General features: G+C 41.9%; 15 protein-coding genes and 1 tRNA gene. 9 read left to right on the top strand and 7 right to left on the bottom strand.

Translation table 11 applies throughout. The annotated features are described in order from the left end of the window. Nucleotides 1-24 precede the first annotated feature (24 nt). On the bottom strand, nt 25-1,620 hold the full coding sequence (locus NF865_RS07445) for a metallophosphoesterase family protein (protein WP_253304119.1): 1,596 nt from the start codon (nt 1,618-1,620) through the stop codon (nt 25-27). Between the two features lie 361 nt (nt 1,621-1,981). Here NF865_RS07445 and NF865_RS07440 point away from each other — a divergent pair, with 361 nt between their 5' ends. From NF865_RS07440 to NF865_RS07430, 3 genes are all read left to right on the top strand, one after another. After that, on the top strand, nt 1,982-3,022 hold the full coding sequence (locus tag NF865_RS07440) for an aromatic amino acid transport family protein (protein WP_253304118.1): 1,041 nt from the start codon (nt 1,982-1,984) through the stop codon (nt 3,020-3,022). A 200-nt stretch (nt 3,023-3,222) separates the two neighbouring features. Beyond that, nucleotides 3,223-3,435 (top strand): hypothetical protein, encoded by a 213-nt coding sequence (locus NF865_RS07435; protein WP_253304117.1) that lies wholly within the window; start codon nt 3,223-3,225, stop codon nt 3,433-3,435. Beyond that, on the top strand, nt 3,432-3,611 hold the full coding sequence (locus tag NF865_RS07430; RefSeq protein ID WP_253304116.1) for a hypothetical protein: 180 nt from the start codon (nt 3,432-3,434) through the stop codon (nt 3,609-3,611). The genes NF865_RS07435 and NF865_RS07430 overlap by 4 nt, the downstream gene beginning before the upstream one ends. 26 nt (nt 3,612-3,637) lie before the next feature. Here the strand turns inward: NF865_RS07430 and NF865_RS07425 are convergent, their stop codons facing one another. From NF865_RS07425 to NF865_RS07415, 3 genes are all read right to left on the bottom strand, one after another. Beyond that, nucleotides 3,638-4,270: a DUF257 family protein gene (locus NF865_RS07425; RefSeq protein ID WP_253305616.1), complete on the bottom strand. Its 633-nt coding sequence runs from the start codon at nt 4,268-4,270 to the stop codon at nt 3,638-3,640. A 434-nt stretch (nt 4,271-4,704) separates the two neighbouring features. Next, nucleotides 4,705-5,445, bottom strand: coding sequence for an ATPase domain-containing protein (locus NF865_RS07420; protein ID WP_253304115.1), 741 nt, complete (start codon nt 5,443-5,445; stop codon nt 4,705-4,707). A gap of 202 nt (nt 5,446-5,647) precedes the next feature. Beyond that, nucleotides 5,648-6,301 carry a DUF835 domain-containing protein gene (locus tag NF865_RS07415; protein ID WP_253304114.1) on the bottom strand — a complete coding sequence of 218 codons (654 nt, stop codon included), beginning with the start codon at nt 6,299-6,301 and terminating at the stop codon, nt 5,648-5,650. 237 nt (nt 6,302-6,538) lie between these two features. Here NF865_RS07415 and NF865_RS07410 point away from each other — a divergent pair, with 237 nt between their 5' ends. Next, a complete protein-coding gene (locus NF865_RS07410; RefSeq protein ID WP_253304113.1) occupies nt 6,539-7,021 on the top strand; it encodes a hypothetical protein in 483 nt (160 codons plus the stop codon). Further along, complete coding sequence (locus NF865_RS07405; protein WP_253304112.1) at nt 6,976-7,200, top strand: hypothetical protein; 225 nt, start codon at nt 6,976-6,978, stop codon at nt 7,198-7,200. The genes NF865_RS07410 and NF865_RS07405 overlap by 46 nt, the downstream gene beginning before the upstream one ends. A 184-nt stretch (nt 7,201-7,384) precedes the next feature. On the opposite strand, the gene NF865_RS07400 is transcribed toward NF865_RS07405, so the two are convergent. After that, a tRNA-Arg gene (locus NF865_RS07400) sits at nt 7,385-7,462 on the bottom strand. A 124-nt stretch (nt 7,463-7,586) separates the two neighbouring features. On the opposite strand from NF865_RS07400, the gene NF865_RS07395 reads away from it, so the two are divergent. Both NF865_RS07395 and NF865_RS07390 read left to right on the top strand, forming a co-directional pair. Next, entirely contained in the window at nt 7,587-8,675 is a 1,089-nt protein-coding gene (locus tag NF865_RS07395) for a DUF835 domain-containing protein (RefSeq protein WP_253304111.1), read from the top strand. A gap of 75 nt (nt 8,676-8,750) precedes the next feature. Beyond that, the gene (locus NF865_RS07390; RefSeq protein ID WP_253304110.1) at nt 8,751-9,656 is read left to right on the top strand and encodes an MBL fold metallo-hydrolase; all 906 of its coding nucleotides are present in this window, start codon (nt 8,751-8,753) and stop codon (nt 9,654-9,656) included. Here NF865_RS07390 and NF865_RS07385 read toward each other — a convergent pair. Further along, complete coding sequence (locus NF865_RS07385; protein ID WP_253304109.1) at nt 9,648-10,478, bottom strand: SDR family NAD(P)-dependent oxidoreductase; 831 nt, start codon at nt 10,476-10,478, stop codon at nt 9,648-9,650. The two genes, NF865_RS07390 and NF865_RS07385, sit on opposite strands and share 9 nt — an antisense overlap. A gap of 142 nt (nt 10,479-10,620) precedes the next feature. On the opposite strand from NF865_RS07385, the gene NF865_RS07380 reads away from it, so the two are divergent. After that, nucleotides 10,621-10,824 (top strand): hypothetical protein, encoded by a 204-nt coding sequence (locus tag NF865_RS07380; RefSeq protein ID WP_253304108.1) that lies wholly within the window; start codon nt 10,621-10,623, stop codon nt 10,822-10,824. On the opposite strand, the gene NF865_RS07375 is transcribed toward NF865_RS07380, so the two are convergent. After that, entirely contained in the window at nt 10,813-11,250 is a 438-nt protein-coding gene (locus NF865_RS07375; RefSeq protein WP_253304107.1) for a flavodoxin domain-containing protein, read from the bottom strand. The two genes, NF865_RS07380 and NF865_RS07375, sit on opposite strands and share 12 nt — an antisense overlap. Before the next feature lie 88 nt (nt 11,251-11,338). Here NF865_RS07375 and NF865_RS07370 point away from each other — a divergent pair, with 88 nt between their 5' ends. Beyond that, the gene (locus NF865_RS07370; RefSeq protein WP_253304106.1) at nt 11,339-12,613 is read left to right on the top strand and encodes a tRNA (N(6)-L-threonylcarbamoyladenosine(37)-C(2))-methylthiotransferase; all 1,275 of its coding nucleotides are present in this window, start codon (nt 11,339-11,341) and stop codon (nt 12,611-12,613) included. The last annotated feature ends 12 nt before the right edge of the window (nt 12,614-12,625 follow it).

The following is a 12,625-nucleotide window of genomic DNA, read 5'->3' as shown; positions in this document are numbered from 1 at the left end:
ATAGGAATAGGAAAAAGAAAAGCCCTATTCAACTTTTATAGGCTCTACAGAGAGAGTGTCTCCAGCAACTATCTTTACGTAATGGTAGAAACCTCCTTCATCGGGCTTTGCATACAGTGGAGCTCCTCCACCGCCGGTTATTACCATCTCCACCCCTTCTTTCTCTCCGTACCAGTATATGTGGATGTGTCCAAAGATTCCAAAGGCGTTGTATTCTTTCATGAGCTCTAAGAGTTTTTTGCCATCCGTTGGGTTCATGGCGTGGTCTCCTTCGGGTCTAGGGTCTATTGGAGGAGTGTGCATGACTATAACTGGTCTTTTGCCAAGTGCTTTGGCTTTTTTAAGCTCTTCCTCGAGCCAGGCCCATTGAGATGAGGTAAGCCTGTAGTCGTTTTCAACGTTGTTGGCAAAGATGAAATAATACCTCCCAAGAGCAAATGAGTAATCCGTTGGCCCAAAGAACTTGTGGTAGATGTTTTTACCCTCTCCGCGGTACTCGTGGTTTCCCGGAATAACGAATACGGGCTTATTAAACTTCCATTCCTTTAACAGCTCTGCCCACTCTTCGACTTTTCCCGAATAAACCAAATCCCCAGTGTCAATTATAAACGCCCCCTCATCACCGTTCATAAGATCCCTTATCTTGAAGAAAACATCTGGCTGCTTTGTTCCACTTCCAGGTCTGTGGTCTCCAAATGCCAAGAAGCTAAAGCTTTCAACTTCTTTTGGAGTTATCGAGAAGTCATCGTTTGTGGTAAGTTCTATCCATGTATCCCCTACTTTAGCATTATCCGGATATTCCACAAACTGGGGGTTTATGTTTTCAACTACGTAGGTTATTTGGGCATCTTTTGAGCCTTTAACTTCAACGCTTACATTAAAGCTCAGAGCCCTTATATACACCTTTGAGCCGTTTACAAGCCTTATGAAGCCTCCGCTTACGGTTATGTTCTCTCCCTTAACAACCCTCCAATTGTAGATAAAGGGCTCTTCTACGTATACTTCCTTTAGAAGCCAGTATTCATCGCTGTCTTTTACTCCATCCCAGTCGTTATCCCCTATTACCTTAACGACTATTCCCTCAAAGTCTCCTCTTCTCAATACAAAAGATGAGTTCAGTTTTCTGCCATCTTTTAACTCTTTTGCAAACTCCAAGGCTGCGCCTATTCCCGATTTTCCGTTTCCCGTGAAAATAAGCCTATCTTTGCCGTTTTCTTTGTATGCCACTATCGCTCCCATCTCAGCACCCACGAATTTAATCCCGGACTTGTAAATTACGTACCCAAAATACTCCCTCGGAGTTGTGAGGATGGGCTTTCCTCTAAGAAGCTCCCTTGCATCTTCTGGAGATAGTATCGCTATGCCGCTTTCAAACTTATCTTTGGGCTTTATCAGGGCATTTGGAAAATAATGTTTCGCGAGCTCTTCATAGCCTTCGCTTACATATATGGTTTCGGTGTTGAATATTTCCGCCCATTTTTGGATTATTTCCCCTCTGTTGTAGGATCTGAAATCAATTCCTTCTTGAGTGGTTGTAGTGGTAGTTGTGGTAGAAGTTTGGGTGCACCCAGCCGCGAAAACCAATAGTCCTATAAATAATATGGGCAGTATCTTTCTCATTTCAGCCACCACTTATAGTTCATTTCTTCTCTTAAATTTCTTTTGAAGAGCTGCAGTTTTCTTTCACTAAGGCTGAGCAAGAAAAGTGTTTGATTAAATATCTCTCCTAACCACAAGAACCTCAGCCGACAAAAGGGGATTTAACGCCACCACATCTTCCACGTGCCTATGTATTTACCTATGTATTCATTCGGTCAATTGGGTTATTTTTTGAAAATTTTTTCATACTCTTCTGCCTCTTGCTGTCCAGTTCTCCCCACTGTCGTCCATTTTGGCACCCTATAGAGCTTTCAAGCCAGTTTTTTTCGCAGGAAAAGGGTTATTAGCTCCGAAAAGCTTTCATAGTGCTGGAGGTGATCGTATGAAAAGGAGTGAAGCCCTCGCAGTTTTAATCGGAACTCAAATAGGTGCCGGTGTTCTCGGATTACCCTACGCAGCCAAGGAAGTCGGTCTAATCCTATCGATTCTTGTACTCATTGGAATAATGCTCCTTATGCTCTTCACAGCTAGGATAGTTCTTTACTTCTCTGCAAAAATGGGCGGTGCTCAGCTGAGCACAGTGGCAAGAAAAATGCTCGGACGCGGTGGCGGTTTAGTGATGCTCTTTAGCCTAGTCTTCATGAGCTTTGGAGCGCTCCTCGCGTATATAGCGGGAATGGGAGACGTGTTCGCGTCTCTCTTTGGAGTGAGCCCCAAGGTCGGTGCCCTTGTCTTCTGGGCCTTCGCGTCCCTCGTGATATACCTGGGTCTCGAAGTTAGCGGAAAAAGCGAACTCGCCATGAGCCTTGCAATGCTCGTCCTTTTTATGGCCGTTGGAGTAATGCTCCTTCCAAAGGGCAAACTTGAGAATGCCATGTACTCAAGCATTTCCTCCCTCTGGAAGATTGTGGGAGTTTCCATATTTGCCCTCGGCTGCCACTCAGTTATTCCTGACGTGTACAAGGGTCTTGGTAGTTATGAAGAGACCAAGAAGCTCCTCACATGGGCTTTCATTATACCAACCGCTATCTACGCCCTGTTCATGGCATCATTTCTGCTCGTCTTTGGAAAGGAGACACCCCAGATAGCCACACAGGCCCTCGAAAGCCTCTTCGGGAGGAGGGGTTTCCTTATCGGTAACCTCATCCCTCTCTTTGCAATAACCACAAGCTACATTGGACTGGGCCTTGCACAGTTGAGCAACATGGAGGAATACCTTGGCATGGACAGAAAGCTAGCGTGGGTAATAACGGTAGTCCCGCCCTTGGTAGTTTATCTCTTAGGAGTTGGAGACTTCGTGAGCGTTCTTGGTCTTGCTGGAGACACTGGCGACCTAATGGCGTTCATAGTGCTGCCCATCGTCCTCTACATAACTCACAAACTTGGATTTGCAAGAGTCGAGGGAGAAGCCGAGGCAGGATGAGCTTTTTTCAATTTTCTTTATTTGGGAGTCTGCCCATACTGAGAAATAAAAGGGCTTCCGCATGTGCAAACATTTATAAAGCAAAGAAGATTAGAACGAATGCGAAGAAAACTCCAATTAGAGCGCGGAACTGAATACCCCAATAATACGCTGTTCTGTTCTCTAATGGAGATAAATTTAAGGAGATACAAAGATGAGTTTTGAAAAATGTTGAAACTGTATATATGACCAAAGAAATAAATAAAAAATCAAAAGAGTTCATAACAATTCCAAGAAAAGCTTTTATTGGTATTGTTTCTACGTTCCCGGTAATTGGAATATTGCTATCCAGAGGAGATGTTGGCCCATTAATATTATCTCTTATGGGTATTGTGGTAGGAGTATTAATTGGAAAGGGGTTTTTTGAAGAATGAAAATTCAAGACAATACATCAAGAACCGGTTTCGATACATTGGGAGCTGGTCTGGTTGTAGTGGGAATTGCTCTCTTAAATAGTAATAAACTTGTTGGCATGCTATTTATTGGATTTGGATTGGGTTATAATGTATACCCTTTAATGCAAAAAGCTCTTTTAAGAAAAAAGAAATGAAAAAGAAGCCCGTTGAGGCTTGGAAGTTAAATCTCCACTTCTACTCCGTCAATCTCATTGTTCACAGACTTCACAACATTAAAGAAAGTCTTTCTTTCTCTCTTGTGCATTCTAATCACAGTAGTCGCAATCTCTTCAAGCAATGGTAAAGCCCCGCTAGTGGTCTCCTTAATCAAATTAACATTAACGAAGTAGAGTGCTGTCCTAGCAGATTCACTGAAAGACAAAATAGTATTTGTCATACTTAAAACTTCTTCTTTGGATTCAGACATGAACAGCAACTTTTCAAACCCCAAAATCGGGTTAATTATTGTTTCAGCTGACAGGGAGTCAACGATCTTTTTGTACTCACTGCTCTGAACTGTAGGCTCTTTAATACCAATACGTCCGATAACTTGGCCAACACTGAGCCTGCCACCAATTTTGATAACTGTAATATTGCCCAGAATGCTTGTATCGAGGCCAGCCAACTCTAAATGCCTCTTGTACAAGTAAAAACTGTCCAGAATGTCGTCCACTACGATCTCGTGTCCTTTTTCTCTCGCCCAGTTTATCAAGGAATAAAACAGCAAAGCTGGACTCGTCACTGAATCATATTCTATCAATACCGTCTCTCCCCACTTCAATGAGTCCCAAATTCTATGAGAATTATCTTTCATATGACTCACCACCCAGTTTTTTGTCATTTTTCCTTAAATACTTTACGAATATTTAAACTCTATGTTGGAGAATGTACAATTTTCACGGGTAGGTGTTATAGAATATTCAAAAAATGATATAATTTTTGAAAATTCATAGAATTACTAAAGTTAAGACTTTGCTATATCTTGTTAGATGTACCCCCTTCAGAGGGCGTATTCCCTACAATCACAATCATAGTGGAGAAGAATGGAAATAGTGAAAGTTGTTAGCGGCTGAGCTTTACTTTCTTTTTACTCGAAATGATATTAAGGTTTCGGCGCTCAAAAGCACAGAATACGATGGACGAAAAAAACTAATCGAAGGCGTTACAGTTGAGATTAAGAAACTTTGCATCATCAATGACTTATTCTTGTATTCTCTTTAATTTTGGCATCCTGAAGAAAAAGAAGCATTAAAAGAGTTTAATAAAGTGCTCTTTTGATACTCTTATTTTGTAATGACGTGGCATAAACTCTGGAATCACAGACTTAGGCACTAAAATAGTCTCTTCTAAACCTGAGGGGCTTATATGAGAAACAAATTCTATAACTTGATCGCTCAGAGTGAAGAGCCAAGCAGTAATATGCTCTGGAACAGCACTCATGTTCACGAGTGAAACTGTAATAAATCTGAAAGCATTTAAAGGCTCTTTTTCCAAGGCTGCAATTGATACTCTAATTAGCTTGTGCATCATATCCTCTCCAAACTCATAGTAAGTTCCCTCAATGGTAGCTAAAAGAGCCACAACTAACACGTCCTTAGGAATTTTAGAGCTTAACTCATTATACAAATCGATCAATTTCGCAATGGCTGTTTCATCACTCCACTCTGGTATTTGAAGGATGTACGGTTTTTTAGAGGGAACCTCGTACTTAGAGCCAAAAAGGTCAACCACATAAAGTTTCCCTTCCTCTCCAAGCTTATGAAGATCAAGGCCCGCACACCTTGTCCTTAATTCAAGCTTGGAGACTGGCATTGCTGTGTTGAGAATAACTCCAATCGCACCCTTTTCCATCAGAGTTTTAAGTATCTTCAAGCCTAGTATCCAGCCTAACGACCTCTTGTCATACGCTATTAACAAACTTCCTCTCTCAATAATCCCACCACCCAAAGCCTCATCTATATCCTCCCATCCAGTCTTTACAACTTTCATAATCAACCCACCAAATAGAATTTTTGTCCTTAAAGTTAAAAAAGTTTTATTATTGCACGTTAACCATACTAATGGGAAAATACTAAATAAAAGGAAACGATTACAGGAAAAATGGAAAATTGGGCCTCTGCCCCATTTTTAAAGCCACCACTCAAAGAGCCCGAGCCCAATCATTTTCAAAAATTAAATGTTATGCCAAAACTCATGATCTTATATCCCATGAGGCACTGGCATGAGTTTCTCCCTCTACTGCCCGCGCAACTATTTTTTGGGAAATTTCCCTGAGGAGCTCTTCCTCTTCTTTCTCCTCGAACTCTCTCAAGAGCATACTTTCTTGAACCCTGTCTAAAACATTCAACGGGAAGTACAAAATAAGCAATGACTCATTAAAAGTCACGTGATCTTTTAGCGAGAACAAAAACTTTGCAACCGAGGGAAAATCATTGTAAAGGATGAGGTATTCAGCACCCTCAAAATATACAACTGCCTTCCCGCCATTCTCCTTCAAAAACCTGATAATTTTATCTTGAAGCACGTGGAGTTTTGTAGGGTCTACGGCATCTTTTTCCTCCACTCTGCTTAGCCATATGAATTCATCTGGCTCTAAGTGGTATTTCTCCATCCAAAACTCTTTTCTCATTCTGCTCACCACAAGCAGTCCGCTTGAAATCTCTGACAGAAATGCTAATGTCTTGGGGCTTGCTGGCTTTTTAAACGCGTATGCTCCAGTTACTGGTAAAGTTGGAGTTTTTTCATGGCGTTGTCTTGGTCTCGCTTCTTGAGAACTCAAAGCTCTGAGGTAAACTCCAACTGAAGAGACCAAAAGCAGGTAAGAGAGAGGGTAGAAAACCCCCATGATAAACCATAAAGGAGCTTTGGTTAGAGAGTCTATTACAGTCCCGATTGAGCCCGCGGTAAAAAGGGAAACGGAAATTAGAAAGTTTTTAGCTAGTCTTTTTCCCTGACCCTCGAGTGTTTTTGTAGTGATCAAATGCCCTCCTAATGAGGGACAACCCAAGTATCGTGAGGACACTCCCGATCAGAATTCTAGGGAGGTCTAGATACATTATCTCACCACTAGATAATATCTTCAATGGATGTTGGATGTTTAAATATATCTTCATACTCTAAAAATGAGGGGTGGAACAATTCCTCAGGATGCTCTCATGGAGAAGTTGTGAATGTTGTAGTGAATGCACTTATAAACTGGGGATATATTGTTAAAACGGAAGCTTGGATTAGTAAAACACTAAATAGCATCGAAAAGTTCAAATTTAATATGGCAAATGCTTTTCTCGGAAAAGAGAGCCCATGGATAAGTTTACACAACCCCGAGTTTCAAACGAGGCTGGATGTAGTGGGCATATATTATACTGATTGTATGGGAATGCCTCTGCATACATTCTTTGTTAGAAAAAGTGCAGAAGAAATAGCTTTTAGGACGATACTAATAGAAGTTGAGCATAGGCACTCTCTCGAGGAAGCAGTAGAGAGAATAAAGGACTTTTCAGCAGGAAAGAAGATTATAGTTTGGACAAGAGGGAGAGTAGGGGATTCCTCGAAAATATTCCCATAATAGTTGCAAGAGATGAAAGTTTTGGTTGCTATGTCCCTGAACTCCCAAAAATCCTGCAAGAGCATATAGAAAGTATCAGAAAACATATAGAAAATACCAAAGAATCCACCAAGCCTGATAAAAAACAGTCAAAAGAAAAGGAAAGGTCTTGGGAAGACTTACACAATCTATTTTATTGAGAATTTCCCATCTGTTATCCGGGATATCCGGATTCATACAGAACTTTCTTAGACATTTCTAAAGTTCTAACTGCTTCCTTCCTTCTCTTCCATTTTTACCACCATTCTTATAACAAAACCGTTTTGCCTGCAAAAAATAAGTTTAGGGCCTTTAAAAAGCAAACACAATAAGAAAAGTTCGAAATGGCGGGCCCGGCGGGATTTGAACCCGCGACCTTCGCCTCCGGAGGGCGACGCTCTATCCAGGCTAAGCTACGGGCCCTCGATAATATCGATAATATCCATGAAAAAGGGGATTAAAAATCTTTTTCCTCTCTACTATGAGAACTTTAAATTTATTTGCGTTATACTTAAATACTAGAGGAGTGTGATGTAGGTGTGGTTGCATGAACGAGGAGTATTTGACATTGTTCATATATCTTTTTAGTTTATTCGTAGCTACCGGAACTTTTGGGGTACTTGTTTACACTTACCTAAAGTACAAGATAAAAGCCCTCTTTTTCTGGTCAGCTGCTTGGATGTTTTTCATACTAATGCAGGTAGCGTTTTATACAGGGAATAAGGAAAGGGTCGCAATTTTTTACTCTTTCTTCTCAGGAACTCTGATATACGGAGCTTTGGTATACTTCAAGGAGCACGGAGACTTCAGAACGTCAATAAAACCGGAGCTGATAGGAGTTATTCCTCCCCTGTTTGCCCTCTACAGTATGCTCCTAGTTCGTTTAGACCTTCCGTATAGTTTTTCCTCAGTTGAAGTCCCCTCTGTTATTCTTTCTGGAATCTTCTTTCTATTTTCTGGCTTTGTTTTATTGGCGATGGGCAAAAAACAAAGAAATAGCTTTTACCTCGGCATCTTGACAATTGCATTTGGTATCTTCGTTCTTCTCTATCTAGTAAGAATGAGTTTTTCACACTGTCCTTTTGTGTGGATACTTCGCCTTCACTTCGCATGGATACTCATTGGTACTGTACTCTCTGTAGGCATGGCGTTTTTCATGATAAAGCTTGTAACTTCCAGAGAGTTCTTGTTCTTTGAGGAACCAGTTGAAGTAAAAGTCGTTTTAGAGCCTGGTGCCAAGGTTATAACTCCGGAAGAGTATGAGCAGGTAAAGAAGGAATTCAAGGATTACCCCGCGCTGGCGTTTGTTAGAAGTTTAAATGTGCCAGAAAAATGGAGGGTTTACTATTTGAGCACTGAAGAGCGAGAAGGCCGGATTTCCCCAACAAACCTCGCATACATAACTCATCTTGTAAACGAGTATTTTAAAGAGGCAAAAGAAAAGGGCGTTAGGGGTGTCGTGGTAATAGACTGTCCAGAGTATTTGGTGATGTACAACGGTTTTGAGTCTATTGCGAAATTTTTGGCATCATTGAAGGATTTTGCAGTGGTAAATATGGGAGTGCTCCTTGTAGTCATTGACGAAGAAGCTTGGGACAAACGCCAGCTTGCAATTCTAAGAAGACTTTTCAGTTAGAAGTTAGAACTTTTAAGTTATAACTTCCAAAGTTAAGTTTAAGAGGCTCGGAAGCCTAAAACTTAAGGTGGCTCTATGAAGCTCGTCCCGCTTGCATCGGAAAGCTTAGGCGTTAGGAGCCTTGCAACGTTTTTGCAGATTGGAAAGATAGGAATTCTTATCGATCCAGGGGTAGCGTTGGGTCCAAAGCGCTATTCCCTACCCCCTGCCAAGGCAGAGCTTGAAGCCCTGCAAAAAGCAAGAGAAAAAATACAGCAGTATTCAAAAAAAGCCCAGATAATAACGATTTCCCATTACCATTACGATCACCACACTCCGTTCTTTGAGGGTATTTACGAAAGCTCTTCTTCTGAAAAAGCGAAGGAACTTTACAGCGGGAAAATCCTTCTTATAAAGCACCCCACAGAAAACATAAACTTTAGCCAGAGAAAAAGAGCACAGGCGTTCCTTAAAGAGGCAGAAAAAATAGCGAAGAAAATTGAATATGCCGACGGAAAGTTCTTTGACTTTGGAGACTTCATAATTGAGTTCTCTCCGGCTGTCCCCCATGGAAGCGAAGGCTCGAAACTCGGCTTTGTTGTGATGGTCATGGTTGATGATGGAAGAAAAAGAGTAATCCATGCAAGCGACATTCAGCTTTTAAACAAAGCCTCAAAGGATTGGATAATCAAGCAGATGCCTGATGTATTAATCACCGGCGGCCCTCCGACGTACCTCGAAGGCTATAGAGTCAAGGAAGCCTGGAAAACGGGTCTCAAAAATCTCAATGAGATAATAAAAGAAACAAACGCCGAGATTATCTTGGATCATCACCTAATTAGGGACAAGAGATACCCCGAATTTTTTGCCCAGCTCGAAAAAGAACCCTTAACATTTGCCCGCTTCTTAAAAAAGGAAGACAGACCGTTGGAAGCCTATAGAAAAGAACTGCACAAAATTGAGAAAGGAGAAAAGGTAGAAGTTCCATTTAGCCTAAGTTGAGAGAAAGCCACCATCTACCGGAATTATAGCACCGTTAACGTAGCTCGCTAGGTCGCTCGCAAGGAAGAGCATAACTTTTGCAACTTCATCAGCGTCTCCAAAGCGGCCCATTGGAAGGCGGGCATTGAAGTGAAAAGATAGACCTATTTTCCCTGCGTCTAGGCCCATTATTGCCTCTTTTTTGAGCTTTTTCACTCCTTCCGTTTCTATTCCTCCAGGCACTATAACATTGGCTCTTATCTTCTTTCCGTACTCTCTTGCTATTGCCCTCGTTAGGGCTACGACGCCGAGTTTTGCAACATCGTAATGCACAAGCCCTTTTGCAAATGGAAGGAATGCTTCTATCGAGCTTACGTTTATGATAATGCCTCCTCTATCCTTCCTAGCCTTTACGAAGTGCTGACACATCCAGAAGACTGCATGTAGATTTATTGCCATCGTTTTTTCATAAAATGTCTCGTCTATGTCCGTGAAGTCCTTAAACCAGTAAACTCCAGCGTTGTTAACAAGTATATCTGGGTCTCTCCCCTCTAAGGTTTTCCACAGGGTGTCTATTTCAACCTTTTTGGATAAGTCTACTTGGTATGTTTCTACATCAACACCAAATTTTCCCACAAGACTCTTTGTTTTTTCAAGCTCCGGCTCATTGATATCAATAAGAATCAAATCAGAACCAGCTTCTGCAAAGCGAATGGCTGTGGCTCTCCCTATTCCTGAGGCGGCACCAGTTATGAGGCTCCTTTTACCTTTAAGAGAGATAAGTTCTGAAATGGATTTTTGATTTTTTGCCTTTCCTCTGGATAACTCATCCATAATATTCATGTGATCACCTAGTAATCTTTAAGACTTTTCATCTGTATAAGCATTTTTGGAAAAATTTTAAATCAAAAAATGAGAAGAAAATGTATATACACTTGCCCTCTCGTAAAGGGAGAAGCTTCCAGCCCGCAAAGGAGGTGAGGAAATGAGAGCTCTTAGAAGAATCTTAGAAGAATTTGGAACTCTCTTTCTAATCCTGGGCTTTGTCATTGCGGGGATCTTTTTGATAATCCTTACGAGAATTCTCATAGTGTATACTAACCTCTTGGTAACAATGCTCGGAATCATCGCGTTTATTGGCGTGATAGGGTTTATCTTATGGCTCCTAGACAGAAGATCAAAAATCTAGAAGCTTTATAGCCCATCTCTTTGCTTTCTCTATTTCGCCTTCGCTTACACTTCCAATCCCACCTTTAAGCACGAGGGTACCAATGATTTCTCCGGGAATTTTCTCAACTAGGGGTTTTATGTAATGATTTTGAATGTGCCATCTAACAAGACTTCCAAATGCAACTGCAAAGCAAACGATGAAAACTGCCGTCTTTTTGTCTTCAAGCTCAGCAGAGTGCTTCTCCAGAAACTCAAGGACGCTTTTTAGAGGTCTCTCGTAGTAAATTGGGGTTCCGATAATAATGAGCTCGCAGTCTTTAAGGGTTTCTACATTGCTTGCCCTTTTGACTTCTACGCTGGCGTACTTCTCAATGGCTTCTCTTATTGCCTCCGCCACCTTTTCCGTTGTCCCGTGCTTGGAGTCATAGACTATGCATACTTTCATGCTGCATCACTTCATGTTCTTCTTCGGTGTTTAAATACTTCTCCTTGCTACCATATCTTTTTAAAGGCTTCGAGATATTTTGAGTGCGATGAGGGTCCACATAGAAACCTATGGATGTACAAGGAACAAGGCAGACGCTGAGATAATGGAAGCCCTGCTCCTTAAGGCGGGGTATGAGATAACTGACTTGGATAGCGCAGACTATATCATCGTGAATACCTGCGCCGTTAAAGACCCAACGGAAAAGCACATGACGAGAAGGATTAAAGAGCTCTTGGACAGCGGAAAAAAGGTAATAGTTACCGGCTGCTTGCCCCACGTGAATCTTAAAGCAATAGATGAGAGAGTCTCTGCTGTTCTCGGTGTCAAAAGCATAGATAGAATTGCCGAAGCGATTGAACTCGCCGAAAGAGGAGAAAAGCTAATCAGCGTTGAAGGGTGGAAAGAGAGAAGCATTGACAAGCTTGAGCTTCCGAGGGTGTGGAAAGGAGGGGTTGTTTTCGTAGTTCCCATAAGCGAGGGCTGTCTGAACGCGTGCACTTACTGTGCCACAAAATTAGCAAGGGGAGTTTTGAAGAGCTACAAGCCTGAGCTTGTTGTGAAGTGGGTGAAGGAAGCCGTAGCCAGGGGATACAAGGAGATCCAGCTCTCAAGCGAAGACACTGGCTGTTATGGGTTTGACATAGGTACTAACTTAGCAAGGCTTTTGGATGAGCTCACGTCCATAGAGGGCGAGTTTAGGATAAGAGTCGGCATGATGAACCCCAACAATGCTATCAAAATACTCGACGAGCTGATAGATGCCTACAAGGATGAAAAAATCTACAAGTTCCTGCATCTGCCGGTGCAGAGCGGAGATAACGAGATCCTGAGGAGAATGGGGAGAACCTACACGGTTGAGGAGTTTGAAGAGATAGTTAGAGAGTTTAGAAGGCATATCAAAGACCTTAACCTCAACACCGACATAATCGTTGGCTTTCCTGGAGAAAGCGAGGAGGCATTTCAAAACACGGTGGAGCTCATAAGGAGGATTAAGCCGGATAAGATAAACGTTTCACGCTTCTCACCGAGACCTGGAACGGTAGCGGCAAGGATGAAAGACCAGATAGTAGGATGGAAGGTAAAGGAACGCTCCCGCTATTTACACAGGCTCAGGCTTTCAATAAGCTATGAGATAAACCAGAGATATGTGGGCAGAGAGGTAGAAGTGTTGACACACGGCGAGGGGAAGAAAGGAGGAATAGAAGGCAGAACTATGAACTATAAGGATATAATCTTACCAGAAGCCCCAGTTGGAGAGTTCATGAAGGTAAAAGTCACGAAAGCAACTTCAACGTACTTTCTGGGCGAAGTAGTGGATTGAGTTTATTTGAAA

This window comes from Thermococcus aggregans, from assembly GCF_024022995.1.
GTDB classification, from domain to species: Archaea; Methanobacteriota_B; Thermococci; order Thermococcales; family Thermococcaceae; genus Thermococcus_A; species Thermococcus_A aggregans.
This window is presented reverse-complemented; position numbering and strand designations above follow the sequence as displayed.